Here is a 24,316-nt window from a genome sequence, read left to right as displayed (position 1 = left end):
CCCCATCGCGAGCAAGCTCGGCTCCCACAGGTATTGCAGGGGCCTGTATAGGGTGGCAGATCAACCGATCTGCTCAGCCCACAAATCGTATTCATCGGCGTCGGTCACCTTGCACCAGACTTTGTCGCCTGGCTTGAGGTTGCTGCCGTTGTCGATGAAGACGTTGCCGTCGATTTCCGGCGCGTCGAAGAAGCAACGGCCCACGGCGCCTTGTTCGTCCACTTCATCCACCAGCACTTCGATTTCACGGCCGATGCGCATTTGCAGGCGCGCCGAGCTGATGGCCTGCTGGTGCGCCATGAAGCGCTCCCAACGGTCCTGCTTGACGTCGTCCGGCACCACGTCCAGGTCCAGGTCGTTGGCCGGTGCGCCTTCCACAGGGGAATACTGGAAGCAGCCAACGCGGTCGAGCTGGGCTTCGGTCAGCCAGTCCAAGAGGTACTGGAAGTCTTCTTCGGTTTCGCCAGGGAAGCCGACGATGAAGGTCGAGCGGATGATCAGGTCCGGGCAGATTTCGCGCCAGTTCTTGATGCGGGCCAGGGTCTTGTCTTCGAAGGCCGGGCGCTTCATGGCCTTGAGGACTTTCGGGCTGGCGTGCTGGAACGGGATGTCCAGGTACGGCAGGATCTTGCCGGCCGCCATCAACGGGATCAGTTCGTCGACATGCGGGTATGGGTAAACGTAATGCAGGCGGACCCAGACGCCGAGGGTGCTGAGGGCTTCGCACAGTTCGGTCATGCGGGTTTTCACCGGCGCGCCGTTCCAGAAGCCGGTGCGGTATTTCACGTCGACGCCGTAGGCGCTGGTGTCCTGGGAGATCACCAGCAGTTCCTTGACGCCGGCCTTGACCAGGCGCTGGGCCTCGTCGAGCACATCGCCCACCGGACGGCTCACCAGCTTGCCGCGCATCGACGGGATGATGCAGAAGCTGCAACTGTGGTTGCAGCCTTCGGAAATCTTCAGGTAGGCGTAGTGGCGCGGGGTCAGCTTGATGCCTTGTGGCGGCACCAGGTCGATCAGCGGATTGTGGTCCTGGCGTGGCGGCACCACGTCATGCACGGCGTTGACCACCTGCTCGTACTGCTGCGGTCCGGTCACGGACAACACGCTCGGGTGCACGTTGCGGATATTGCCTTCTTCCACGCCCATGCAGCCGGTGACGATGACCTTGCCGTTTTCCTTGATGGCTTCGCCGATCACTTCCAGGGACTCGGCCTTGGCCGAATCGATGAAGCCGCAGGTGTTGACCACGACCACATCGGCGTCCTGATACGTGGACACGACGTCATAGCCTTCCATGCGCAACTGGGTCAGGATGCGCTCGGAGTCGACCAGAGCCTTCGGGCAACCCAGGGATACGAAGCCAACCTTCGGATTGGCGGGCGCGGTAGTGGTGGACATGTCTAACCTCGGTGTAGGGGGGATCGTCTCTTGCCGAGACAGGGCGCCTGGCGCGCCTCTGATCAAAAAGTGCGCAATTCTATCCAGGGTCGACGCACTTGACCAGCTTTATACCGGGAAATGCGACGAGTGCTGCGCTATGCTTCGCGCCTTTGCGCTCTGGCGATTGCTACAGTCAACAAAACGTCTGTAACAATACGTAAAACAGCGCATGCTGCCTCAACAAAGCATCGTGTTTCGTTGAAGAAGACAGGTCTGGGAATCGGGAGTGTTGGATGGGTCATGCAAGTAGTCAGGTGGCAGGCGCCGAGCATTCGGCAGCGAAGCCGCTGAGCATGCTGGTCGCGGCGGTCGGGGTGGTTTATGGCGACATCGGCACGAGCCCGTTGTACACCCTCAAGGAAGTGTTTTCCGGTGCCTATGGCGTGCCTGTCAATCACGATGGGGTGCTGGGGATTCTGTCGCTGATTTTCTGGTCGCTAATCTGGGTCGTGTCGCTCAAGTACATGATGTTCGTCCTGCGCGCCGACAACCAGGGCGAGGGCGGGATCATGGCGCTCACCGCCCTGGCGCGGCGAGCCGCGGCGGGAAGGGCGCGACTGCGGACATTCCTGGTGATCTGCGGCTTGATCGGCGCAGCGCTGTTCTACGGGGACAGCATGATCACGCCGGCGATTTCCGTGCTCTCGGCAGTTGAAGGTCTTGGCTTGGCGTTCGAAGGTATCGACCACTGGGTGGTGCCCTTGTCGCTGGTGGTGCTGGTGGGGCTATTCCTGATCCAGCGCCACGGCACTGCACGGATTGGCATCCTGTTTGGCCCGATCATGGTGACCTGGTTCCTGGTGCTCGGCGCCCTGGGTGTGTACGGCATCCTGCAACACCCGGAGGTATTGCAGTCGGTGAACCCGGCCTGGGCCGTGCGATTCTTTGTTGTCCATCCGGGCATGGGCGTGGCGATCCTCGGCGCGGTGGTGCTGGCGTTGACCGGCGCTGAAGCGTTGTACGCGGACATGGGCCATTTCGGTCGCAAACCGATTGCCCGCGCCTGGTTCATCCTGGTGCTGCCAGGTCTGATGCTCAACTATTTCGGCCAGGGCGCGTTGTTGTTGGGCGACCCGGAAGCGGCGCGTAACCCGTTTTATCTGCTGGCACCGAGCTGGGCGCTGCTGCCGTTGGTAGGCTTGTCGACCCTGGCCACGGTGATCGCTTCCCAAGCGGTGATTTCCGGCGCGTTCTCCCTGACACGCCAGGCGATCCAGCTCGGTTACATCCCGCGCATGTACATCCAGCACACCTCCAGCGCCGAGCAGGGGCAGATCTACATCGGCGCGGTGAATTGGTCGCTGATGGTCGGCGTGGTGCTGCTGGTGCTGGGTTTCGAATCTTCCGGCGCGCTGGCTTCGGCCTACGGCGTGGCCGTGACCGGTACCATGCTGATGACCACGATCCTGGTGTCCGCAGTGATACTGCTGTTGTGGAAATGGCCGCCGCTGCTGGCGGTGCCGCTGTTGTTCGGTTTCCTGTTGGTGGACGGCCTGTACTTCGCCGCCAACGTGCCGAAGATCATCCAGGGCGGTGCGTTCCCGGTTATCGCCGGTATCGCCTTGTTCGTGCTGATGACCACCTGGAAGCGCGGCAAGCAACTGTTGGTGGATCGCCTGGACGAAGGGGCATTGCCGTTGCCGATTTTCATCAGCAGCATCCGCGTGCAACCGCCCCACCGTGTCCAAGGCACCGCCGTGTTCCTGACGGCGCGTTCTGACGCGGTGCCTCACGCGCTGTTGCACAATCTATTGCACAACCAGGTGCTGCATGAGCAAGTGGTGCTGCTGACAGTGGTGTACGAAGACATTCCCCGGGTACCGCCGCAGCGGCGCTTCGAGGTCGATGCCTATGGCGAAGGGTTCTTCCGGGTGATCCTGCACTTCGGCTTCACCGACGAGCCGGATGTCCCGCAGGCACTCAAGCTCTGCCATCTGGATGACCTGGATTTCAGCCCGATGCGCACCACCTACTTCCTCAGTCGCGAGACTGTCATTGCCTCCAAGCTCGAAGGCATGGCCCGCTGGCGCGAGCAGTTGTTCGCCTTCATGTTGAAAAACGCCAACGGCAACCTGCGCTTTTTCAATCTACCGTTGAACCGGGTGATTGAACTGGGGACGCAGGTCGAGATGTAGCCTCAGGAAAACAAGAAGCCCTCGTTGTCTTGTGGTGGCGGGGGCTTTTTTGTGGGCGACACTCATGCTGACGCCAGAGTGAAGCCCTTGTGGGAGCGAGCTTGCTCGCGATAGCGGAGTGTCAGTTTGCACAGATGTTGAATATGCCACCGTCATCGCGAGCAAGCTCGCTCCCACAGGGGGCAGTTGAGCGGGCACAAAAAAGCCCCGGCAACCCTAAGGCTGCCGGGGCTTTTGTCAGGCGTGTAGCGGTTTACTGTTCGGCTGGTTTGCTCTGGCGCTTGTTGATCTCATCGATCAGGCGCTTGGCCAGGGCCGGGTAGTTCTCGTCGAAGTGGTGGCCGCCAGGCAGCTTGATGGCTTCTCCTACTGCTGTCTTGTCGGTGCAACCGCTTTCGTCGGCTTCTTCACCGCCGTAGATGCACACCACTTTTTCGGCTGGCAGCTTGGCCATTTCCGGGCCGGTGGCGGCTTCGGTGCCGGCGTTGCCGAGCCAGCCTTCGACTTCGATCTCGAAGCTGCCGGTGCGGGCGAAGGCTAGCAGGATGATCGCATCGACCCGCTGTTGTTCGGTGGCCGGCAGGCGATTGTAAATGGCCGGCAACACGTCGGCGCCGAAGGAGTAGCCGGTCAGGATGAAGCGCTTGGTGCCCCAGATCTGCCGGTAGTGCTGCATCAGCTCGGTCAGGTCCGCCGCGCTCTGCTCAGGGCTCTTGTGCTGCCAGTAGTAGCGCAGGGTGTCGATGCCGACCACCGGGTAGCCGATCTTGGCCATTTCATCGGCCACGTCGCGGTCCAGGTCGCGCCAGCCGCCATCTCCGGAGAGAAACAGAGTGACGGTGTCCCGTGTCTGGCTGGCTGGGACTTCCACCACCGGGATGCTCAGGCCGCCCTTGGCCTTGTCGGTGCCCACCAGGATTTTGCGCAGTTCGTTATTCAGCACTTGCGGCAGGTTGATGTCGTAGTCGCTGATGCTGGTCTCGGCATTCGATTGGTCGCGTACGAAACCGGCGCTGGTGTCGTCGGGGTTGTCGTTCCAGGCCACCAGCCAATGGCCGTGGGCTGCTTTTTTAGGCAGCAGGTGGGTGCAGCCGGGTTTTTCCAGGGCCAGGTCCACCGAAACGGCCTTGGCCTTGTCGTCCTTCTGCTCGGCCAGCCAACGCCAGGCCAGCACGGCGCCAGGGCCGATGCCGCTGACCAGCGTGGCAGGGCCCTGGAGCTCCCTCAGGCCAGCCTGCAGGGCACGGCCTTGCAACATGCAGTCCTTGGGCAGGATCACCTGGACGATCTGCGCCGAGCCGCTGCGGCTGAGGGTCGTCAATTGTGTGTCGCTGAGCTTCTGGTCTTCATTGACCGCCACCAGTACCCGGGCACGCGCCTTGGTACCGGGAGTGACGCGGGTCAGGGCTGCGCCATCGGCGGGCGCCAGTTGTTCCAGGGTCGGTTGCGGGGCTGGGCGGTTCCAGTACCAGTAACCGCCACCGAGAATCACCGCCAGCACCAGCAGGGCGGCCACTACGTATCGCCAGGAGCGTTGCATCATCAGCGTTTCACCAGTCCAGTCAGGCCGCCTGCAATCAGGGCGGCGGTATCGGCCAGCGCCACCAGCGGATCGAGTCCGGCGGGCACGGCCATGTAACGAGGTTCCCAGTCAGGCTGGAATTTGTCTTTGAAGCGGCGCAGCCCCTGGAAGTTATAGAGCTGCTCGCCACGGCGGAACACCATCGAGCCCAGGCGCTGGGTCAGCGGTGCGCCGCGTCTCGGTTGCAGGCCCGACAGCGGGACCATGCCGAGGCTGAAGCGGGCGTAGTCATGGTTTTTATAATGCTGGATGAGGCCGACCATCATGAACTCCATGGTCAGTTTCGGGGCCTCGGGGTGGGCACGCATCAGGTCGAGGCTGGCCAGTTCGTGGCTGTGGGTTTCCAACAGGTTGGCGAACGCCACCGGCCGGCCTTCGAAACGAATCACCGCGATGCGGAAATGCTTGAGGTAGTCATCGCTGAAACGCCCCAGGGAAAAACCTTTTTCCCGCACGTTCTTGCCGGTCAGCCAGGCATCGGAAATGATCTTGAGCTCATCCATCGGCGCCTGGCCCGGCTCGTGGATCTCCAGCGACAGGCCGTCACGGGTGCCGCGGTTCCAGGTGTAGCGCAAGTCCTTCATCTCTTTGCCCTTGGCTTCGAGATCGAAACGCTTGAGGTCGACCCGTGCTTCTTCGCCCAGCTTGATGGCCGTCAGGCCGATGTCCATGTAGTACGGCAGGTTTTCGGCGCGCACCTGATAGAACACGGGACGGGCATGGTAGATGTCACACAGGTCGCGGAACTGCCAGATCATTTCGGCCCGTTGCTGGGTTGGACCGATCGGGTCGTACAGCGCCACCAGGCTGCGGCCACGGCGGGCGTACATCAGGAACGCCTCGTCGTTGGGGTGAAACAGCAGTGCCTTGTCACCGGTCAGGGCCAGGCCGCCGTCGGGTTGCGAAGACGTCATGAGAATCGTCTTAGCCCGCTCCAGCTCATCAGCCGTCGGTAAATGGATCACCGGCCGTGCGGTGCGCAGCAGCCAGGTCAGGGATACCACTACCAGCAGTACTGCGGCGCCCAGCAGCGAGCGCAGGCCGCGAGGAGCGTCCGCATCGAGGGTGAACTGCCACCAGAGTTGATGGCTGTAGGGCACGTCCTGGTAGGCAAACAGCAGCAGCCAGGTCGACGCGCCGAGCACGCAGAGGCTGGCGATCAGGAACAGCGGGGAAAATGGCAGCTCGGTCAGGCGGCTCGGACGATAAAAGGAGCGCCGGAATACCGCCAGCAGGGCCGCTGTCAGGGTCAGCAGCGTGGCTTCTTCCCAGTCAAAACCCTTGAGCAGCGAGAGCAGGGCACCCACCAGGAGCAGCACCGTAGTCAGCATCCAGGCGGCCGACAGGCGACGGCGCAGGCCTTGGGCGAGCAACAGGCACAACACGCCCACCAGGCTGGCGCCGAGGTGCGACGCGTCCACCAGCCGATGAGGAATCAGGAAGCCGATGTGCTCCAGGCGGGTGTCGATTTCCGGGGTCACGCCGGAAAACAGCAGCACCACACCGGAGAGGAACACCAGCACCGCCAGGATCGGCGCGGCGAAACCCGATGCCGCCCGCAGGCTCTGGCGTGTCTGGAACAGCCGTTGCGCCTCGTTGATCAGCAGCAACACGCAGGCCACCAGCATTGGCAGCAGCACGTAGATCAAGCGATACAGCAACAGCGCGGCGGCCAGCGGTGCGGCGCCGAGTTTGTCGGCAAACGCGGCCAGCAGGATCGCTTCGAATACCCCGACCCCGCCCGGTACATGGCTGAGCACGCCGGCGGCCAGCGCCAGCAGGTACACCAGCAGGAAGGCGCCGAACGGCGGTGCCTCAGGCAGCAACAGATACAACACAGTGGCGGCCGCGGCCACATCCAGCGCGGTGATCACCAACTGCAAGAAGGTCAGGCGGCGACCCGGCAGGCGCAGTGTGCGACGCCCGGCCTTTACCAGAAGGCTGTCCCGATACGGCTGCTCCGGCAGGCGGCGGCGGTAAATGCCGATGGCCAATACGCTGGTGAGCAGCAGCACCGCCACGGAAATCGCCCCGAGCAAAGCGGCAGGCAAGTGCAGCGCGGCAGACGCGGCGGGCAGGTTGCTGAGTGTCGCCAGGGCCGCCAACGGCGGCAACGCGCAGCCCAGGGACAGGCTGGCGAACAGCGTCATGTGGGCGACATCCGATGCCCCCAGGCCATGGCGTGCATACAGACGGTAGCGAACCGAACCGCCCGATAGCAGCGACAGGCCAATGGCATTGCCGATGGCGAATGCGGTGAACCCGCCCAGGACCATGGTTTGTGGCGGCAGTGTCACACCGGCGTAACGGCTGGCGGACCATTCGTAGCCCAAAAGAATGATGAAGCCGACGACCGTGGCGGCGATCGCACCGAGCAGGGCTGGCCGGGGCACTTCCAGAATCGAGTCGTGCAGGGCGTATAGATCGAGCTCGCTCAGCAGATGGCGGCAGGCAATCAATGCAATCGCAAACAGCAGCAGCGTTACCGCGAGGCCGATGGGCTGGCGGTACTGGCTGATCCGATCCAGCCAGCGCAGTCGTTCGGCTTTGATCGGTTGTGTCGCAGTAACGGAGTCTTGCGGGTCAGACGAGTGGGCGCGCATCAATCACCTCTTGAGCTATGCGCGACAGGATGGGGGTATCCAGCTAAGTTACCAATCCCCGCGGTAAAAAATAATTACAAAAAATTTGTAATGAGGCCTTTTTTCGTCAGGCACAAAAAAGGCCACTCTTTCGAGCAGCCTTTCTTGATATTTGGTTGCGGGAGCCGGATTTGAACCGACGACCTTCGGGTTATGAGCCCGACGAGCTACCAGACTGCTCCATCCCGCGTCTGTGTGGCGGCATTCTACAGGCGAACGCCCGAGTGTCAACCGTTAAAAGACGCAGGGGTCAAATAAACGGCCGATCCGTTGCTTGCCTTCCTAAATGCGTGGAATTAAAGGGAAATTGTCCTACAACTTGCAGTGCGCGGAGTATCGCAGGTTGCGTGTCTCTGATCGTGTGGTCAGAAACGAGCGCGCACAAAAAAGGCCACTCTTTCGAGTAGCCTTTCTTGATGTTTGGTTGCGGGAGCCGGATTTGAACCGACGACCTTCGGGTTATGAGCCCGACGAGCTACCAGACTGCTCCATCCCGCGTCTGTGTGGCGGCATTCTACAGAGGATCGAGCCGCTGTCAACCCTGGCGTCATAAAAACCTGTTCCGCTTCAAGTGCTTAGACTTGGAAAAGACATTGTGACAGCGCTGTGACGCAGGCCTGGCAAGGGCTGTAGCTCTATTGGAGAGTGCGTTGCGATTGAAGAAGTAAATTTATGTAGGCGTTTTCGGGGCGCGACGAAGGATCTTTCAAACTACTGGTGCTATATACAGGTGTCGATGCGATACTGGTGGCCCGATTCGTCCCACATCCTGTTCTTCTATGACGCAACGTAAAATCATCCATGTCGACTGTGACTGTTTTTATGCCGCTATCGAGATGCGCGATGATCCGCGGCTGGCCGGCAAGCCTATGGCGGTGGGTGGCTCGGCGGATCGGCGGGGTGTGATTGCCACCTGTAACTACGAAGCGCGAGCCTACGGCGTGCGCTCGGCCATGTCTTCCGGCCACGCCTTGAAGCTCTGTCCGGACCTCACCATCGTCAAGCCGCGAATGGAGGCCTATCGGGAAGCGTCGAAGGAAATTCATACGATTTTCAGCGATTACACCGACCTGATCGAGCCGCTGTCCCTGGACGAGGCCTACCTGGACGTTTCCGCCAGCGCCCATTTCGGCGGCAGCGCCACCCGCATCGCCCAGGACATTCGCCGACGTGTTTCCAATCAGTTGCACATCACCGTGTCCGCCGGCGTCGCGCCGAACAAGTTCCTGGCCAAGATTGCCAGTGACTGGAAAAAGCCCAACGGGTTGTTTGTCATCACCCCGGACCAAGTCGAGGACTTTGTCTCGGCCCTGCCGGTCAGCAAGCTTCACGGTGTTGGCAAGGTCACCGCTGAGAAGCTGAACCGGCTCGGTATCGTCGATTGCCTGCAGTTGCGTGAATGGGACAAGTTGGCGCTGGTGCGAGAGTTCGGCAGTTTTGGCGAGCGGCTCTGGAGCCTGGCCCGTGGGATCGATGAGCGTTTGGTGCACAACGACAGCCGACGGCAGTCCATCAGTGTGGAAAATACCTACGATGTCGACTTGCCCGACCTGGTGAGTTGCCTCGACAAACTGCCGGAGTTGATGGAAACCCTCAAAGGGCGCATGGCGCGGATCGACAGCAGTTATCGGCCGGGCAAGCCGTTCGTCAAAGTGAAGTTCCACGACTTCACCCAGACCACGCTGGAACAGGCCGGGGCAGGGCGGGACCTGGGCAGCTATCAGTTGCTGTTGACCCAGGCGTTCAACCGGGGCGGCAAGCCGGTGCGGTTATTGGGGATCGGGGTGCGGCTGGAGGATTTGCGGGGAGGGTTCGAGCAGTTGGAGTTGTTTGAGCGGTGAGGCTGCCACTTGGCTGAATGTCTTGCCTGACGTCCACTTTGTCGCGAGGGACGCTTGTGGGAGCAAAGCTTGCTCGCGATGGCATCCTTGAGGTCGCCATCGCGGGCAAGCCTTGCTCCCACTGGTCTTGATCTACACAAACCCTTTGTCACCGGGGGTATTTCAATTCGCGCCCGGATCCGCCACCAAGCGCCCGCCATCCTTGGTCAGGGCTTTCATGAATTCGGTCTGCAGCTCCGGATCGTTGCGCGTCAGTTCGATCAGGCTCTGTTCCAGTTCACTGGCTTCCTCTTCAAGTCCCAGCTCCGACAGGCGCTTGACCCGATGAACCCACTGGCTCACCTCGTCATCTTCCAGGTCGTCGTAGATCAGCGCGTGCGCTTCCACCAGTTTGCTGCGCAAGGTGCTGCTGACGCTAAGGGATGAATCGCTGTGCACTTCGTCCTGGGCATCCGTCACGCTGATCTGCAACTTGCCGAACTGGCTCAGATCCTGCTCGGCGAACGGGCTTTCCAGCAAGTTCAAGCGCAGCACGCCGTTACGGTCGGTACTCAGCTCGAAGGTCTGCCGGGCGGCCTTGACTTCCACCGGGCGTTCGCTCCACGGCAGGCTCGAGTGTTCCGTGCGCTTGTCGCGCTGGATTTCGTCGATGCCCGCCAGGTTCTGCTGGGCACGGCCATGGGAGGGGACGTTCATGAACGGGTTGAGCCCGGCGAAACCGTAGCTGATCCAGTCACGGGTCGCCGTGTCCGGCAGGCTGCCGAGGGCGAACACATTGACCACGTTCGCGCCGATACCGGCCACCACGGCCACCGCGCCCAGGGGAATCTCGTAGATCTCCCGCCAGGGTTGGTAAGGCGTGTATCGATCGTAACGGCGGGTGACCTCGAACTCAGTGACTTCGAAGGTCTTCTGCTCATGGATGCGCACCCGACGCTGCGGCAGGTCGAGCACCTTGGGTTCGCCCACGTCGATCTGCAGGCTGTGGTCGAGCAGTTTGCGCTCGACCCGCTCTTCGTGCTCGCTGCGTTGTGACATTTGGTTGGCACAGCCGCTGACCAGCAGGGCGCCGCACAGGGCGGCGCCACCGAGGCCTAAGGTGTTTCGCTTGAACATGACGTCTCTATCTGGTGTCAGCGGCGGATACGGGCCTGGAGGAACGACAGCACGTCGGCAACCGGCAGCGCTTGCGGCTCGGCCTCGGTGCGGCTCTTGTATTCCAGGTTGCCTTCGGCCAGGCCACGGTCACTGACGACGATCCGATGGGGGATGCCGATCAGTTCCATGTCCGCGAACTTGATGCCGGGGCTGGTTTTCTTGTCACGGTCGTCCAGCAACACTTCGAAGCCGGCGGCCGTCAGTTCGGCGTAGAGCTTGTCGGTGGCTTCGCGCACCAGGTCGGTTTCATAGCGCAGCGGCACCAGGGCTACCTGGAACGGCGCGAGTGTGTCGCTCCAGATGATGCCTTTCTCGTCGTTGTTCTGCTCGATGGCGGCTGCCACCACGCGGGAAACGCCGATGCCGTAGCAACCCATTTCCAGGGTGACCGGCTTGCCGTTCTCGCCCAGCACTTCGCACTTCATCGCCTTGCTGTACTTGTTGCCCAGCTGGAAGATGTGCCCGACTTCGATGCCCCGCTTGATTTCCAGGGTGCCCTTGCCGTCCGGGCTCGGGTCGCCGGCCACGACGTTGCGCAGGTCCGCCACGGTTGGAACCGGCAGGTCGCGCTCCCAGTTCACGCCGAAGTAGTGCTTGTCGTCGATGTTGGCGCCGATGGCGAAATCGCTCATCAGCTCGACAGAGCGGTCGATGATGATCGGCAGTGGCAGGTTCAACGGGCCGAGGGAACCGGCACCGGCGCCAATGGCGTCGCGCAGATCGGCTTCGGTGGCCATGACCAGCGGGCTGGCGACGCCTGGCTGGTTGGCGGCCTTGATTTCATTCAGTTCGTGGTCGCCACGGACGATCAGGGCAATCAGCTTGCCGGCTTCTTCCGCCCGCACGATCAGGGTCTTGATGGTGCGTTCGATCGGCAGGTTGTAGCCTTCCACCAACTGGGCAATGGTCTTGGCGTTCGGGGTGTCCACCAGGCGCAGCTCTTCAGTCGGCGCGGCGCGGGAGGTTTCCCGCGGCACGGCTTCGGCTTTCTCGATGTTGGCGGCGTAGTCGGAACCATTGCTGAAGACGATGTCGTCTTCGCCGGACTCGGCCAGCACGTGGAACTCATGGGAGCCGGCACCGCCGATGGAGCCGTTGTCGGCTTCAACCGGGCGGAATTTCAGGCCCAGGCGGGTGAACACGTTGCAATACGCCTGGTGCATGCGGTCGTAGGTGACTTGCAGCGAAGCCAGGTCGGCATGGAACGAGTAGGCGTCCTTCATGATGAATTCGCGACCGCGCATCAGGCCGAAGCGTGGACGGATTTCATCACGGAACTTGGTCTGGATCTGATACAGGTTGATGGGCAGTTGCTTGTAGCTGCTCAACTCATTGCGCATCAGGTCGGTGATCACTTCTTCGTGGGTCGGGCCTGCACAGAAGTCGCGACCGTGACGGTCTTTGATGCGCAGCAGCTCAGGGCCGTATTCTTCCCAGCGCCCCGACTCCTGCCACAGCTCGGCAGGTTGGGTGCTCGGCATCAACACTTCCAGGGAGCCGGCGGCGTTCATCTCTTCGCGAACGATGGCTTCCACCTTGCGCATGACCCGCAGGCCCATCGGCAGCCAGGTGTACAGGCCCGAGGCGAGTTTGCGGATCATGCCGGCACGCAGCATCAACTGATGGCTGATCACGACGGCGTCGGAAGGCGTTTCTTTCTGTGTGGCGAGCAAAAATTGACTGGTGCGCATGGTTGGCCGTTGTCGGTTGCTGATGACGAGAAGTGACGGAGCATTGTACGGGCGAGATGCCCTGGCGTACAGGCGCGTGGCCGGTCGCCAGGTGCGAACGCCGGTTTCCCTGGCGTTTGCTGAAGTTTCCTACGACTCTTCCGCAGGCCGGGTGGGCGCCGGTTCCTCGCTGGGTGTCGAATCCTGGCGACGGTTCTCCTGGAACCAGTGCAAGGCGATCAGCAGCAGGGTCGGCACGCCCAGCAGGGCGGTGATCAGGAAGAAGTTGTGGTAGCCGAATTTTTCCACCATCACCCCTGAATAACCCCCGATCAAGCGCGGCAGCAACAGCATGATCGAGCTGAGCAGGGCGTATTGGGTGGCGGAGAATTTCAGGTTGGTCAGGCTCGACAGGTAGGCGACGAACGCCGAAGTGGCCAGGCCGGAGCTGAAGTTGTCCAGGGAGATGGTGACAATCAGCATCTGCAGGTTGGCGCCCATGTCGGTCAACATCAGAAAGAGGATGTTGGTGGCGGCCGAGGCGACACCGCCGATGAACAGGATGGGCAGGATGCCGAAACGGACGATCAGCAGGCCGCCCATGCCGGCCCCGACGAGGGTCATGATCAGGCCGAAAATCTTGCTGACGCTGGCGATCTGGTCCTTGGTGAACCCTTGGTCGATGTAGAACACGTTGGCCATGACGCCCATGACTGTGTCGGACATCCGATAGGTTGCGATCAGCCCGAGCAGCAGCAGGGCCTGCCAGCGGTAACGCAGAATGAAATCGTTGATCGGCGTCAGCACTGGCGCCAGTCCGCGACGGCCCATGGCCGACAGGCACAGGGCCGTCAGGATGGTATAGAGGATGGCCCGCAGGAAGGCGCGGTCTTCGAGCAGCAGGTCGAGCAGGCTGACGCCCTCGAACAGCACGCTGGCAAAGTCGGTGTTGAACAACTGGGTGAACATCGCCGGGACGGAGACCAGCAGCACGATCAGCACGAATACCGACGCCAACTGATGAACGAACGTGTAGCGGCCGGCCTGCAATTGGGTGCGCAGCGGCACCGGCGGCTCGCGCATGAACAGTGAGGTGAGGAGCGCCGGGACCATCAACACGCCGAACAGCAGGTAAGTACCAGCCCAGGCCGAGTGTTTGTAGTTGAAACCGGTGGAACCAAAGCCTTCGGCGAAGAACAGGGCGCCGGCGGTGGCCAGCAGCGCGGCGATGCGGTAACCGGACATATAGCTGGCGGCGAGGGCGGCCTGGCGGGTGTCGTCGGCGATCTCCAGGCGATAGGCGTCGACGGCGATGTCCTGCGTCGCGGAGGCAAAGGCCACGATCACGGCGATGGCGATCAACCATGACAGGTGTTTTTGTGGATCGCAGAAGCCCATGCCGATCAGGCCGAGGATCACCAGCGCCTGGGACAGCACCAGCCATGAACGGCGACGCCCCAGTTTGCCCAGCAGTGGCAGGCGCCATTGGTCGAGCAGTGGCGACCAGACCCATTTAAAGGCATATGCCAGGCCGATCAGGCTCGCGTAGCCGATGGTTTCGCGGGCCACGCCGGCTTCGCGCAACCAGACTGAAAGCGTGGAAAACACCAGCATGTATGGCAAGCCGGCAGCGAAGCCAAGCAGCAACAGCACGAGCGTCGAGGGACTGGCATAGGCGGCGAGGGCGGCGCGCCAGGTTTTACGGGGCATGGGCTGGAGTCTGCCTCAAAAATTGCGAAAACAAAGCGCGCACTCTAACCGCTGTGCTCTACCGGGCGCCAGCCATGGCGCTGAATATCAACACGATTGTTCAGGACACTGACCCCTTCCATGCGCAGGCGTGCGCGCTGTTCATCCCCCGAGGCGCTGCCCGCCGGCAGACTGATCCGACCACCGGCAGCCAATACCCGATGCCAGGGCAGCTTGGTGTCGTTTGGCAACTGGCTGAGGGTTCTTCCCACCCAGCGCGCCGCGCGGCCCAGGCCGGCCATTTCGGCGAGTTGGCCATAGGTGACGACCTTGCCCGCCGGCACCTGGGCCAGGGTCAAGTAAAGGGTCGTGCGGCGGATTTGGGCGGCGTTCTCGGTGTCCGCAGGTGTGTCAGTCACGTAAAGTGTTCCTGAATGGGTGTCCGTCTGTAGATTAATTCCTACAGGGCTGGTTGAGAAATGAACTCATCAGCCCTACACGGGTCAGTCCTTGCTGAGGTGTCATCCTGGGGGATAATGCCGCCTTTTCACCGCAAACTTGAGCCCTTTATCGCTTATGTTGTCTAGAACCCTGCTATGCCTGGCTGTTACCAGCGCCTCCATGCCCTTGCTCGCCGACACTGTCTGGTTGAAGAATGGGGACAAACTCAGTGGCAAGATTACCGTTTTCGATGGCGGTAAGTTGCTGATCCAGACCGATTACGCCGGTGCGATTCCCATCGACTGGAAACAGGTCAAGACCCTGGAGAGCGATCAGCAACTCCTGGTCAAGCAGGATGCCTACACCGGCGAGAAGGCCAAGGCGCTGCAGGCGGCCGAGGATGGCAAGGTCACCCTGGCCAACGGTGATGCGCCCAAGACCGTCGAGCTGGCCAGTATCCAGCAGATCCTCAAGCCCAAGCCGGTGGTCGAAGACCTGGTGTGGAAAGGCAATATCGACGCCGCGCTGGATTACCAGCGTGCGGAAAACGATACCGATGATTACGACATCGATTTCAAGACCTCGGCCCGCCACGGCAGATGGCGGCACACCGCCGAAGGTGAATACAACCGTGAATTCCAGGATGACGTGGTTTCCACCGATAACTGGCGTCTGGAGTATTCCCTCGACCGGTTCCTGACGGACAAATGGTTCTGGCAAGGTCGCCTGAACTACAAGCGTGACAAAGTCGAAGACCTGGCGCGCCAGCGCGTGGTGGGTACCGGCCCGGGCTACCAGTTCTGGGATGATGAACTGGGGGCGTTCTCTCTGGGTTCGCTGCTGAACCGCACCGACTATGAATACCGCGACGGCGGCAAGGACAACTTCTATTCCGTCGCGATGAAGTGGGACTACAACCGCTACCTGATCGGCAAACGCGTCGAGTTCTTCACCAACGGCGAAGTGGGCAAGCCACTGTCCGGCGTGGCGGAGTACGCCTATGACGCTGAAGTGGGGCTGCGCTACAAGGTCACTGATTGGGCGTCGCTCAACCTCAAGGCGGAGAAGGATGTCATCGAGGGTACTGAGGACAGCGATCTGAGCAAGACACGCTACACGGCTGGATTTGGCGTCACCTGGTAGTCCCAGGCTAGTAACAAGCCCTGTGGGAGCGAGCTTGCTCGCGATAGCGGTATGTCAGCAATATGAATGTTGGCTGACACGCCGCTATCGCGAGCAAGCTCGCTCCCACAGTTTTTTGTGCGCCGGTAAAAAACGACAGGCACAAAAAAGCCCCGCTTTTGAGGGCGGGGCCTTTTACTAAAGCAAGTACAAGTTAGATAACTTGAACTTCTTCAGCTTGCATGCCTTTCTGACCGCGGGTAGCGATGAAAGAAACCTGTTGGCCTTCTTTCAGGCTTTTGAAGCCGTCGGATTGGATAGCTTTGAAGTGAACGAACAGGTCGTCACCGGATTGTGGGGTGATGAAGCCGAAGCCTTTTTCATCGTTGAACCACTTAACGGTACCGGTTTGGCGATTAGACATGGTGTAACTCCTTGAACAAAGATAACTGCGACTCAGGAAGAACCCTGGCCGAGACTGAGTGCAAAGAGCAGGAAAAATTCTTGTAGATGGTTGGATCGAAATTCAACATATCGTGTAGAGATTCTCAGTGACACAAGCAACACAGTGGCGCCACCTTAACCCTTTTTCCAGAATGTGCCAATGGTCTTTGCGAAGGTTTCTCTTATTTGGTGACTGACGGCGCGGGTGATGGCCGGCAGGACCCGGAAATCAAGGTGGATCGGCGAGATTTGCGTGCCGCGCTTTGAACCCGGCCCCGTGCCCCGGTAAGATGCCGGACGTATTTTTTCCACCTCGCTATTTCAGGAAACCGCCATGAGCATCAAATCGGACAAGTGGATTCGCCGCATGGCGCAAGAGCACGGCATGATCGAGCCCTTCGTCGAGCGCCAGATGCGTGGCGAAGGCGCCGACCGGCTGATCTCCTTCGGTGTCTCCAGCTACGGCTACGACGTGCGCTGCGCCGACGAATTCAAGGTGTTCACCAACATCAATTCGGCCACCGTCGACCCGAAGAACTTCGACGAGAAGAGCTTCGTCGACGTCAAGAGCGACGTGTGCATCATCCCGCCGAACTCCTTCGCCCTGGCCCGCACCGTCGAATACTTCCGCATTCCGCGCAACGTGCTGACCATCTGCCTGGGCAAGAGCACCTATGCCCGTTGCGGCATCATCGTCAACGTCACGCCGCTGGAACCCGAGTGGGAAGGCCACGTGACCCTGGAATTCTCCAACACCACGACCCTGCCGGCGAAAATCTACGCCAACGAGGGTGTGGCGCAGATGCTGTTCCTTGAATCCGATGAAGAATGCGAAGTGTCCTACAAGGACCGTGGCGGCAAGTACCAGGGCCAGCGCGGTGTGACCCTACCGCGTACCTGATTCTGACGAACAGTTGGAATTCCTGGGCGGGCAGACACTCTATTGCGTGTACTGCCCGTTTTTGCGTCAGCGCAACGGGCTTCGCCCAGGAGTTGCTCTATGAAGATCGATCCGCGAATCAGTGCCGAACTGGCAAAGCTCGAGCCCAATCAGATCGGCGTCATGGCCTGGTCACTGCTGGCCCATCCTGCCGAAGCGGCGGGCGGCATCCCCGGCCAGCCCGATCCCGATACGCCCAACGAACAGCCTACCGAACCCGGCGAGCCGACCCTGCCGGACGAGCCGCCTCCTGCGCCTGTTGCCTGATGAGACGATGGCCCGCCAGCGATAGCACAGAGTGCTTCAGTTGACGGGCCATATTTCGTTATCGCCGATGACAAAAATCCTGCAACCGCGGTCTTGCTCGACTCGATAGCCACCCGTGAAGGCGCCGAAGGCCGGCAGCAGGCTGATTTCACTGCCCAGCCGAAAGCAGGCCAGGCGCAGGCGCTGCCGGCCCTTGCCGCTCAGGTGGTAGACCGGGTGTACGTGACCGGCCAGCACATGGCGGCTGGGGTGTGGGGTGGGCTCGTGCTGCACGGCGAAAGGGCCCAGCAGCAACGGCTCCGGTACGACGCGGATGTTCAGCGCTGACGGTGGGTCGCCGGCGCGTTTGTCGTGGTTGCCACGAATCAGCGTCATGGCTACGTGCGGATGTCGTTCACGCCAATCGGAAAGTGCCTTCGAGGTGCCGGGCGCGTGAGAACCGGGGCCGTGGAGAAAATCTCCGAGAAAGATCAACTGTCGACACGCCAGGCGCGCCAGTAACCCATCCAACACCGCGATGTTGCTGGCGGTGGTGCCGTGGGGCACCGGTTGCCCGAGGCTACGATAGGCGGCGGCCTTGCCGAAATGAACATCGGCCACCATCAACGCTTGCTGATCGGGCCAATACAAGGCTTTTTCCGGGAGCAACCACAGCGTTTCGCCGGCCAGGCTGACGGGATACGGCGCTGGCATCAGGCGTCACCGCGATCGGCAGTCTTTTCCAGCTCGCTGACCATCCGCCGGATACGGTCGGCGAGTTTTTCCGAGCTCATACTTTCCCGGAACCGCTCCACCAGCAGCGGGAACCCAAGCGGGGTGGGGCGCTTGATCACGTGCAGGTCCAGCTTCAAGGTATTGAGGCGTTGCAAGGTCTGCTCCAGTCGACGGATATCCAATTCTTCACGCAAGACTTCCTCCCCGGCCTGGGCCAGCAACAGATTGTCGGCGTCGTATTGTTTGAACACCTGGAAGAACAACCCACTGGAGGCCTGGACTTGCCGGGTGCTTTTCGGCGCACCGGGGTAGCCGGCGAAGACCAGCCCGGCGATCCGGGCGATTTCGCGAAAGCGCCTGAGGGCCAGCTCCCCGGCGTTCAGGCTCGCGAGCACATCGGCCAGCAGGTGATCGATGCTCAGCAGGCTCGGGGTCAGGTAGTGCGACCAATCCACTGCCGTGGCGCTGAGCAGTTCCAGGCCGTAGTCATTGACGGCAATGGAAAACGTCAGCGGTTGTTGCCGACTGACGCGCCAGGCCAGCAGGCTGGCCAGGCCCAGATGCACCTGGCGCCCGGCAAATGGGTACAGGAACAGATGCCAGCCTTCCCGGGACTTGAGGGCTTCGGCCAGCAACGTGTGTTGCGTGGGCAAGCCGGACCAGCGTTGTTGGGTCAACAGCAGGGGCTGCACGGCTTGCATCTCCGGGCCCTCGAAGCGGCCCGTGGCGGCTTCGCTCAAGCGGGCCACGACGGCGGCCGCCAGTTCGCTGGAAAGCGGCATGCGCCCACCGTTCCAGCGCGGCACGGCGGCCTTCTTGGCCTGACTGCGGCGCACGTAGGCGGTCATGTCTTCGACCCGGACCAATTCCAGCAGTCGCCCGGCGAACAGGAAACCGTCGCCGGGCCGCAGGCGAGCGATGAAGCCTTCCTCTACGCTGCCCAGGGTCTTGCCGCCGCCGCCCTTGCTCCAGAACTTCAATTGCAGGCTGGCATCGCTGACGATGGTGCCGATGCTCATGCGGTGACGCCGGGCCAGGCGGGCGTCAGGCACACGCCAGACCCCGTGTTCGTCCGGTTCGACCCGTCGGTAATCGGGGTAGGCGGTCAATGACAGGCCGCCGTGGCGTACAAAGGCCAGGGCCCAGGCCCATTCAGCCGGGTTGAGGTCGCGGTAGGCCCAGGCGCCACGTACCTCCTCGAACAGTTCTTCGGGAACGAAGCCGCCGCCCAGGGCCATGCTCACCAGGTGCTGCACCAGGACATCCAGTGGCTTGCGGGGGGATTCGCGGGGTTCGATGCGTCGTTGGGCCACGGCGTCCTGCGCGGCGGCGGCCTCGATCAATTCCAGACTGTGGGTCGGTACCAGCGTCACCCGGGAGGTCCGTCCTGGCCCGTGACCGGAGCGTCCGGCCCGTTGCATCAGCCGCGCCACCCCCTTGGCCGAGCCGATCTGCAGCACCCGTTCCACTGGCAGGAAATCCACCCCCAAGTCCAGACTGGAGGTGCAGACCACCGCTTTGAGCTGGCCGTCCTTCAATGCCTGCTCCACCCAATCCCGGGTGTCGCGCGACAGTGAGCTATGGTGCAGGGCGATCAGCCCGGCCCAATCGGGTCTTGCCTCAAGCAGCGCCTGATACCAGATTTCTGATTGTGCCCGGGTGTTGGTGAAGACCAGGCAACTGCGGCTGGCGTCGATTTCGGCGACGACTTGAGGCAGCATCTTCAGGCCGATGTGCCCGGCCCACGGGAAACGTTCGAGGGCCGGAGGCAGCAGTGTGTCAACCTGCAGCGCCTTGCCGTTGGCCCCTTGCACACTGATCCCGTTGCCTTGCGGGATCAACACCTGCTCGGCGTGGGCCTGGTTACCGAGGGTCGCGGACACGCCCCAGACGATGAGTTCGGGATGCCAGCGCCGCAAGCGTGCCAAGGCCAGTTGCAACTGCACGCCACGTTTGTTGCCGAGTAATTCGTGCCATTCATCCACCACGACCATGCGCAGGGTCGAGGCCGCGGCTTGCGCATCGGCCCGGGCGAGCATCAAGGTCAGGCTTTCGGGCGTGGTGATCAGCGCGGTGGGCAGGCGACGGCCCTGGCGGGCGCGCTCGCTGGCGCTGGTGTCGCCAGTGCGCAGGCCGACACTCCAGGGCACTTGCAGGTCGGCCAGGGGCGCTTCGAGGGCTTTGCCGGTATCGGCCGCCAATGCGCGCATCGGCGTGATCCACAGGACGGTCAGCGGTTCGGCCGGCGGCTTGCGTTTGCGTGGTTTGTCCGGCGGCGGTACCGGGCGGGCGAAACGGTTGAGGGCGGCAAACCACACCGCATAGGTCTTGCCGGCGCCGGTGCTGGCGTGCAACAGCCCGGATTCCCCGCGCTTGACCGCGGCCCATACCTGCTTCTGAAAGGCGAACGGCTTCCAGCCGCGGGCGCCGAACCACTGGTTTGCGAAATTGTTGGATGTCGCCATGCCTGCCGCGTGCGCCCTGGAAGTCCTTCTTCAGTGACCACGGCAGGATGCGAAAGGTTTTATGCGAGATAGCGTGGCGAGCGTGCTTTTGTGGCGAGGGAGCTTGCTCCCGCTGGGCTGCGAAGCGGCCCCCTGGATCTGGATGACATGCTGCGGAGGCTGCGCCTCCAGCGGGAGCAAGCTCCCTCGCCACAAAAGCAGCGTCTGGCGCCGAATGCCAGTCAGCTAAGCAGCAAACATGTGGGAGCAAAGCTTGCTCGCGATTGCGGTAAGCCAGCCGACTAAGATATTGGCGACTCTGCCGCTATCGCGAGCAAGCTTTGCTCCCACAGGATTTATGCCGTTTGTTCCTAACTGACAGGCATTGGCGCCTGGCGCCTTCTTTTCAGGGGAGTCCGAAGTTTATTTCAGGTTGCCACTGAGAAACTGCTTGAGCCGTTCGCTGGTGGGATTGCCCAGCACGTCTTCCGGAGCGCCTTCTTCTTCCACCAGGCCCTGGTGCAGGAACAGCACCTGGTTCGAGACTTTGCGGGCGAAGCTCATTTCGTGGGTCACCATGATCATGGTCCGGCCCTCTTCGGCCAGGCCCTGGATCACCTTCAGCACTTCGCCCACCAACTCCGGGTCCAGGGCCGAGGTGGGTTCGTCGAACAGCATCACCTCCGGTTCCATCGCCAGCGCACGGGCAATGGCCACGCGCTGTTGCTGGCCGCCGGAGAGAAACGCCGGGTACTGCTCGGCAACCCGCGCCGGCAGGCCGACCTTGTCGAGATAACGCCGGGCACGGTCGTCGGCTTCCTGCTTGCTCACACCCAATACCCGGCGCGGCGCCATGGTGATGTTTTCCAGCACGGTCATGTGGCTCCACAGGTTGAAGTGCTGGAACACCATGGCCAGGCGGGTGCGGATGCGTTGCAGTTCGTCGGCGTCGGCCACGTGCATGCCGTGGCGGTCCTTGATCATCCGGATCGGTTGGCCGTCCAGGGTCATGGCGCCGTCATTGGGTTGTTCCAGGAAGTTGATGCAGCGCAAAAAGGTACTTTTGCCCGAGCCGCTGGCGCCGATGAGGCTGATGACGTCGCCGGTCTTGGCCTTGAGCGAAACGCCCTTGAGCACTTCATGTTCGCCATAGCTTTTATGCAGGCCTTCGATGGTCAGTTTGTACATGGAGCATGCATCCTCAAGGCGAAAGTAGGTAGCCGCTGCGGTAGGCCTCGGTGCCGGCGACATGGGCGATCACCATGCCGGCCGTGGCCATGCGACGCAGCGAACGGGCGTACAGCAGCCCGGCGTTACGGCAATGAACGGGGGTGACGGTGTCGTTGACCGGGTCGATGATTTCCGCGATCAGTTGCCCCGCCTCCAGGTATTCGCCGGGCAGGGCGCTGTAGACCAGCAACCCGCCCACGGGCGTCGCCACCGGCTCGACCGCGGCCAGCGGCGTGGCCGGGTAGGGCAGTTCGGGCATGGGCATCGGTTCGCCGTCGATGGCGCCGAAGCGGATCAGGTATTCGATCAAGGCCTGGCAGTCGAGGCTCGCCAGCCCGTGGTTGACGTCACCCTGGCCACGCAATTCCACGGTCACCGAAAAACTGCCCAGGGGAATTTCGAAGCGTTCGCCGAAGCGTTCCTTGAGTTGCCACCAGAGCAGGGTGAAGCATTCGTCGAACGACTGGCCGCCCGAATCGGTCGCCAGCAGGCTGGCTTCGGCACCGATGTAGCGGGCCAGCGGCTCGACCTGGGGCCAGGCTTCGGGTGTGGTGTAGAGGTGGGCCACGGCTTCGAAGTCGCAATGCAGGTCCAGCACCATGTCGGCGTCGCAGGCCAGCCGTTGCAGGGCCAGGCGCAGGGATTGCAGTTGGGTGCCTGGGGTCTGCCGGGCGAGGGCATCGCGCAGGCTGGTGCGGATCAGCATCAGGTTGTGCTGCGGATCGTCGGTGAGCAGCTCCTCGATTTCGTTGCCGATCTCTTCGCTCAGGTCGACGAAGCGGCGGTTGAAGTTCTGCCCGCTCTCGGTTTCGTAGCGACCCAAAGGCACGTCCATCAGCACTTGTTCGAGGCCGATGGGGTTGGCGACCGGTACCAGCACGATCTCGTGGCGCAGGTGGCCCGACGCCTCGAGTTCGGCCAGGCGTTGCTTGAGGTGCCAGGCGACCAGCATGCCCGGCAGTTCATCGGCGTGCAGGGACGACTGGATATAGATTTTGCCGACGGCTTTTTCCGGGCCGAAGTGGAAGCTGTGGATCTTGCGTGCGGTCCCCGGTACCGGGGCCAGCAGGTCATGGATCTGGTGGCGCATGTGCGTGTGTGTCCTGGAACAAAAGCCCTAGTGGGTCGGCCCGAGGAAGGCCAGCCATCGGCGTTCGGCGAGGCGGAAGAGGCCCACCAGCGCAAAGGTGACGGTCAGGTAGATCAACGCGGCGATCCCGAACGACTGGAACGTCATGAACGTCGCCGAGTTGGCATCCCGGGCGACTTTCAGCACGTCTGGAACGGTAGCGGTGAACGCCACGGTCGTCGAGTGCAGCATCAAGATGACTTCATTGCTGTAGTACGGCAGCGAGCGCCGCAGCGCCGAGGGCATGATCACGTAGGCGTACAGTTTCCAGCCGGTCAGGCCGTAGGCCTTGGCCGCTTCCACTTCGCCATGGTTCATGTTGCGAATCGCCCCGGCGAAAATTTCCGTGGTGTAGGCGCAGGTGTTCAAGGCAAAGGCCAGGATCGTGCAGTTCATCGCGTCGCGAAAGAAACTGTCGAGCATGGGTTGGGCGCGTACCGCCTCGATGCTGTAGATGCCGGTGTAGCAGATCAGCAGTTGGATATAGAGCGGCGTGCCCCGGAACAGGTAGGTGTAGAACTGCACGGGCCAGCGTACGTAGAACCTGGGTGAAACCCGGGCGATGGACAGCGGGATCGACACCACGAAGCCGATCAGCAGCGAGGCGCTGAGCAGCCACAGGGTCATGGCCAGGCCGGTGATGTTGACGCCGTCGCTGTAAAGGAACGGCCGCCAATATTCCTGCAGAAGTTCGATCATCGCACCGCCTCCCGGGCTCCGGCGGCGTAGCGGCGTTCAAGCCAGCGCAGGATGAAATTGGACGCGCTGGTGATCAGCAGATAGATCAATGCCGCCAGCACCAGGAAGTAGAACAGTTGGTAGGTGCTCTTGCCCGCATCCTGGGCCGCCTTGACCAGGTCAGCCAGGCCGATGATCGACACCAGCGCGGTGGCCTTGAGCATCACCATCCAGTTGTTGCCGATACCCGGCAGGGCAAAGCGCATCATTTGTGGAAACACCACGAAGCGAAACCGCTGGCCACGCTTGAGGCCATAGGCCGTGGCGGCTTCGACCTGGCCCCGGGGGACCGCGAGGATCGCGCCGCGAAAGGTTTCGGTGAAATACGCGCCATAGATGAAGCCCAGGGTGATCACCCCGGCGCCGAATGGGTCGATCTCGATGTATTCCCATTCCATGAAGTCGGTAAACGAAGTCAGCCAGGTTTGCAGGCTGTAGAAGATCAACAGCATCAGCACCAGGTCGGGTACGCCGCGGATCAGCGTAGTGTAGAGCTGGGCAGGGATTCGCAGCAGTTTGACGCTGGACAGCTTGGCACTGGCGCCCAGCAGGCCGAGCAAGACGCTCAACAATAAGGACAGGGCCGACAGCTTGATGGTCATCCAGGTGCCTTGCATCAGCAGCGGGCCGAAGCCCTGCAGGCTGAAGGCGGAGAGCCCCAGATTTTGTAGGAGTTGTTCGAACATG

19 protein-coding genes and 2 tRNA genes are annotated in these 24,316 nt (G+C 61.9%); 5 read left to right on the top strand and 16 right to left on the bottom strand.

Annotated features, from left to right (window positions below; genetic code table 11):
- Positions 1-60: 60 nt before the first annotated feature.
- Complete coding sequence (rimO, locus tag AB4N80_RS28160; protein WP_003198379.1) at positions 61-1,401, bottom strand: 30S ribosomal protein S12 methylthiotransferase RimO; 1,341 nt, start codon at positions 1,399-1,401, stop codon at positions 61-63.
- A gap of 335 nt (positions 1,402-1,736) precedes the next feature.
- Here rimO and AB4N80_RS28155 point away from each other — a divergent pair, with 335 nt between their 5' ends.
- Complete coding sequence (locus tag AB4N80_RS28155) at positions 1,737-3,578, top strand: potassium transporter Kup (RefSeq protein WP_436278759.1); 1,842 nt, start codon at positions 1,737-1,739, stop codon at positions 3,576-3,578.
- A 253-nt stretch (positions 3,579-3,831) separates the two neighbouring features.
- Here the strand turns inward: AB4N80_RS28155 and AB4N80_RS28150 are convergent, their stop codons facing one another.
- The 4 genes from AB4N80_RS28150 to AB4N80_RS28135 all read right to left on the bottom strand — a co-directional run bounded on the left by AB4N80_RS28150 (position 3,832) and on the right by AB4N80_RS28135 (position 8,300).
- Complete coding sequence (locus AB4N80_RS28150; RefSeq protein WP_122565405.1) at positions 3,832-5,121, bottom strand: virulence factor family protein; 1,290 nt, start codon at positions 5,119-5,121, stop codon at positions 3,832-3,834.
- On the bottom strand, positions 5,121-7,763 hold the full coding sequence (gene mprF, locus AB4N80_RS28145) for a bifunctional lysylphosphatidylglycerol flippase/synthetase MprF (protein ID WP_122565404.1): 2,643 nt from the start codon (positions 7,761-7,763) through the stop codon (positions 5,121-5,123). The genes AB4N80_RS28150 and mprF overlap by 1 nt, the downstream gene beginning before the upstream one ends.
- A 152-nt stretch (positions 7,764-7,915) precedes the next feature.
- Positions 7,916-7,992 (bottom strand) — tRNA-Met (locus AB4N80_RS28140).
- A gap of 231 nt (positions 7,993-8,223) precedes the next feature.
- Positions 8,224-8,300 (bottom strand) — tRNA-Met (locus tag AB4N80_RS28135).
- A gap of 281 nt (positions 8,301-8,581) precedes the next feature.
- On the opposite strand from AB4N80_RS28135, the gene dinB reads away from it, so the two are divergent.
- Entirely contained in the window at positions 8,582-9,643 is a 1,062-nt protein-coding gene (gene dinB, locus AB4N80_RS28130) for a DNA polymerase IV (RefSeq protein WP_060738936.1), read from the top strand.
- A 162-nt stretch (positions 9,644-9,805) separates the two neighbouring features.
- Here dinB and AB4N80_RS28125 read toward each other — a convergent pair whose 3' ends face one another.
- The 4 genes from AB4N80_RS28125 to AB4N80_RS28110 all read right to left on the bottom strand — a co-directional run bounded on the left by AB4N80_RS28125 (position 9,806) and on the right by AB4N80_RS28110 (position 14,579).
- The gene (locus AB4N80_RS28125) at positions 9,806-10,759 is read right to left on the bottom strand and encodes a hypothetical protein (protein WP_122565403.1); all 954 of its coding nucleotides are present in this window, start codon (positions 10,757-10,759) and stop codon (positions 9,806-9,808) included.
- 17 nt (positions 10,760-10,776) lie between these two features.
- Positions 10,777-12,492, bottom strand: a complete 1,716-nt coding sequence (locus AB4N80_RS28120) for a proline--tRNA ligase (RefSeq protein ID WP_122565402.1) — start codon at positions 12,490-12,492, stop codon at positions 10,777-10,779.
- Between the two features lie 129 nt (positions 12,493-12,621).
- A complete protein-coding gene (locus AB4N80_RS28115; RefSeq protein ID WP_122565401.1) occupies positions 12,622-14,181 on the bottom strand; it encodes an AmpG family muropeptide MFS transporter in 1,560 nt (519 codons plus the stop codon).
- Between the two features lie 44 nt (positions 14,182-14,225).
- Positions 14,226-14,579: an MGMT family protein gene (locus AB4N80_RS28110; protein WP_122565400.1), complete on the bottom strand. Its 354-nt coding sequence runs from the start codon at positions 14,577-14,579 to the stop codon at positions 14,226-14,228.
- A 157-nt stretch (positions 14,580-14,736) separates the two neighbouring features.
- Between AB4N80_RS28110 and AB4N80_RS28105 the strand changes: the two genes are divergently transcribed.
- Positions 14,737-15,744, top strand: coding sequence for a DUF481 domain-containing protein (locus AB4N80_RS28105; RefSeq protein ID WP_122565399.1), 1,008 nt, complete (start codon positions 14,737-14,739; stop codon positions 15,742-15,744).
- A gap of 193 nt (positions 15,745-15,937) precedes the next feature.
- Here the strand turns inward: AB4N80_RS28105 and AB4N80_RS28100 are convergent, their stop codons facing one another.
- Positions 15,938-16,147, bottom strand: a complete 210-nt coding sequence (locus tag AB4N80_RS28100; protein WP_002554837.1) for a cold-shock protein — start codon at positions 16,145-16,147, stop codon at positions 15,938-15,940.
- Between the two features lie 354 nt (positions 16,148-16,501).
- Here AB4N80_RS28100 and dcd point away from each other — a divergent pair, with 354 nt between their 5' ends.
- A complete protein-coding gene (gene dcd, locus AB4N80_RS28095; RefSeq protein WP_003184751.1) occupies positions 16,502-17,068 on the top strand; it encodes a dCTP deaminase in 567 nt (188 codons plus the stop codon).
- A 99-nt stretch (positions 17,069-17,167) separates the two neighbouring features.
- Complete coding sequence (locus AB4N80_RS28090; RefSeq protein ID WP_122565397.1) at positions 17,168-17,374, top strand: hypothetical protein; 207 nt, start codon at positions 17,168-17,170, stop codon at positions 17,372-17,374.
- 36 nt (positions 17,375-17,410) lie between these two features.
- On the opposite strand, the gene pdeM is transcribed toward AB4N80_RS28090, so the two are convergent.
- The 6 genes from pdeM to AB4N80_RS28060 form a co-directional block, all read right to left on the bottom strand.
- Positions 17,411-18,067: a ligase-associated DNA damage response endonuclease PdeM gene (gene pdeM / locus AB4N80_RS28085; protein ID WP_354339725.1), complete on the bottom strand. Its 657-nt coding sequence runs from the start codon at positions 18,065-18,067 to the stop codon at positions 17,411-17,413.
- Positions 18,067-20,553 carry a ligase-associated DNA damage response DEXH box helicase gene (locus AB4N80_RS28080; RefSeq protein WP_460079971.1) on the bottom strand — a complete coding sequence of 829 codons (2,487 nt, stop codon included), beginning with the start codon at positions 20,551-20,553 and terminating at the stop codon, positions 18,067-18,069. The genes pdeM and AB4N80_RS28080 overlap by 1 nt, the downstream gene beginning before the upstream one ends.
- Positions 20,554-20,955: 402 nt before the next feature.
- Positions 20,956-21,720: an ABC transporter ATP-binding protein gene (locus AB4N80_RS28075; RefSeq protein ID WP_122565394.1), complete on the bottom strand. Its 765-nt coding sequence runs from the start codon at positions 21,718-21,720 to the stop codon at positions 20,956-20,958.
- A 13-nt stretch (positions 21,721-21,733) separates the two neighbouring features.
- Positions 21,734-22,852 carry a succinylglutamate desuccinylase/aspartoacylase family protein gene (locus tag AB4N80_RS28070; RefSeq protein WP_122565393.1) on the bottom strand — a complete coding sequence of 373 codons (1,119 nt, stop codon included), beginning with the start codon at positions 22,850-22,852 and terminating at the stop codon, positions 21,734-21,736.
- Positions 22,853-22,879: 27 nt separating this feature from the next.
- Positions 22,880-23,590, bottom strand: a complete 711-nt coding sequence (locus AB4N80_RS28065; protein ID WP_122565392.1) for an ABC transporter permease — start codon at positions 23,588-23,590, stop codon at positions 22,880-22,882.
- The gene (locus tag AB4N80_RS28060) at positions 23,587-24,315 is read right to left on the bottom strand and encodes an ABC transporter permease (protein WP_025212190.1); all 729 of its coding nucleotides are present in this window, start codon (positions 24,313-24,315) and stop codon (positions 23,587-23,589) included. Before AB4N80_RS28060 ends, AB4N80_RS28065 begins: the two co-directional genes overlap by 4 nt.
- Position 24,316 lies beyond the last annotated feature (1 nt).

The sequence above is a fragment of the Pseudomonas sp. H3_A02 genome (genome assembly GCF_054671965.1).
The sequence above is the reverse complement of the archived record's forward strand: the minus strand, read 5'-3'. Positions and strand labels throughout refer to the sequence as shown.

What these genes read in the sequence shown, in the direction of transcription:
- rimO (WP_003198379.1), bottom strand. Translation starts at nt 1,401, where the DNA reads ATGTCCACCACTACCGCGCCCGCCAATCCGAAGGTTGGCTTCGTATCC.
- AB4N80_RS28155 (WP_436278759.1), top strand. Translation starts at nt 1,737, where the DNA reads ATGCTGGTCGCGGCGGTCGGGGTGGTTTATGGCGACATCGGCACGAGC.
- AB4N80_RS28150 (WP_122565405.1), bottom strand. Translation starts at nt 5,121, where the DNA reads ATGATGCAACGCTCCTGGCGATACGTAGTGGCCGCCCTGCTGGTGCTG.
- mprF (WP_122565404.1), bottom strand. Translation starts at nt 7,763, where the DNA reads ATGCGCGCCCACTCGTCTGACCCGCAAGACTCCGTTACTGCGACACAA.
- dinB (WP_060738936.1), top strand. Translation starts at nt 8,582, where the DNA reads ATGACGCAACGTAAAATCATCCATGTCGACTGTGACTGTTTTTATGCC.
- AB4N80_RS28125 (WP_122565403.1), bottom strand. Translation starts at nt 10,759, where the DNA reads ATGTTCAAGCGAAACACCTTAGGCCTCGGTGGCGCCGCCCTGTGCGGC.
- AB4N80_RS28120 (WP_122565402.1), bottom strand. Translation starts at nt 12,492, where the DNA reads ATGCGCACCAGTCAATTTTTGCTCGCCACACAGAAAGAAACGCCTTCC.
- AB4N80_RS28115 (WP_122565401.1), bottom strand. Translation starts at nt 14,181, where the DNA reads ATGCCCCGTAAAACCTGGCGCGCCGCCCTCGCCGCCTATGCCAGTCCC.
- AB4N80_RS28105 (WP_122565399.1), top strand. Translation starts at nt 14,737, where the DNA reads ATGTTGTCTAGAACCCTGCTATGCCTGGCTGTTACCAGCGCCTCCATG.
- AB4N80_RS28100 (WP_002554837.1), bottom strand. Translation starts at nt 16,147, where the DNA reads ATGTCTAATCGCCAAACCGGTACCGTTAAGTGGTTCAACGATGAAAAA.
- dcd (WP_003184751.1), top strand. Translation starts at nt 16,502, where the DNA reads ATGAGCATCAAATCGGACAAGTGGATTCGCCGCATGGCGCAAGAGCAC.
- AB4N80_RS28090 (WP_122565397.1), top strand. Translation starts at nt 17,168, where the DNA reads ATGAAGATCGATCCGCGAATCAGTGCCGAACTGGCAAAGCTCGAGCCC.
- pdeM (WP_354339725.1), bottom strand. Translation starts at nt 18,067, where the DNA reads ATGCCAGCGCCGTATCCCGTCAGCCTGGCCGGCGAAACGCTGTGGTTG.
- AB4N80_RS28080 (WP_460079971.1), bottom strand. Translation starts at nt 20,553, where the DNA reads ATGGCGACATCCAACAATTTCGCAAACCAGTGGTTCGGCGCCCGCGGC.
- AB4N80_RS28075 (WP_122565394.1), bottom strand. Translation starts at nt 21,720, where the DNA reads ATGTACAAACTGACCATCGAAGGCCTGCATAAAAGCTATGGCGAACAT.
- AB4N80_RS28070 (WP_122565393.1), bottom strand. Translation starts at nt 22,852, where the DNA reads ATGCGCCACCAGATCCATGACCTGCTGGCCCCGGTACCGGGGACCGCA.
- AB4N80_RS28065 (WP_122565392.1), bottom strand. Translation starts at nt 23,590, where the DNA reads ATGATCGAACTTCTGCAGGAATATTGGCGGCCGTTCCTTTACAGCGAC.
- AB4N80_RS28060 (WP_025212190.1), bottom strand. Translation starts at nt 24,315, where the DNA reads ATGTTCGAACAACTCCTACAAAATCTGGGGCTCTCCGCCTTCAGCCTG.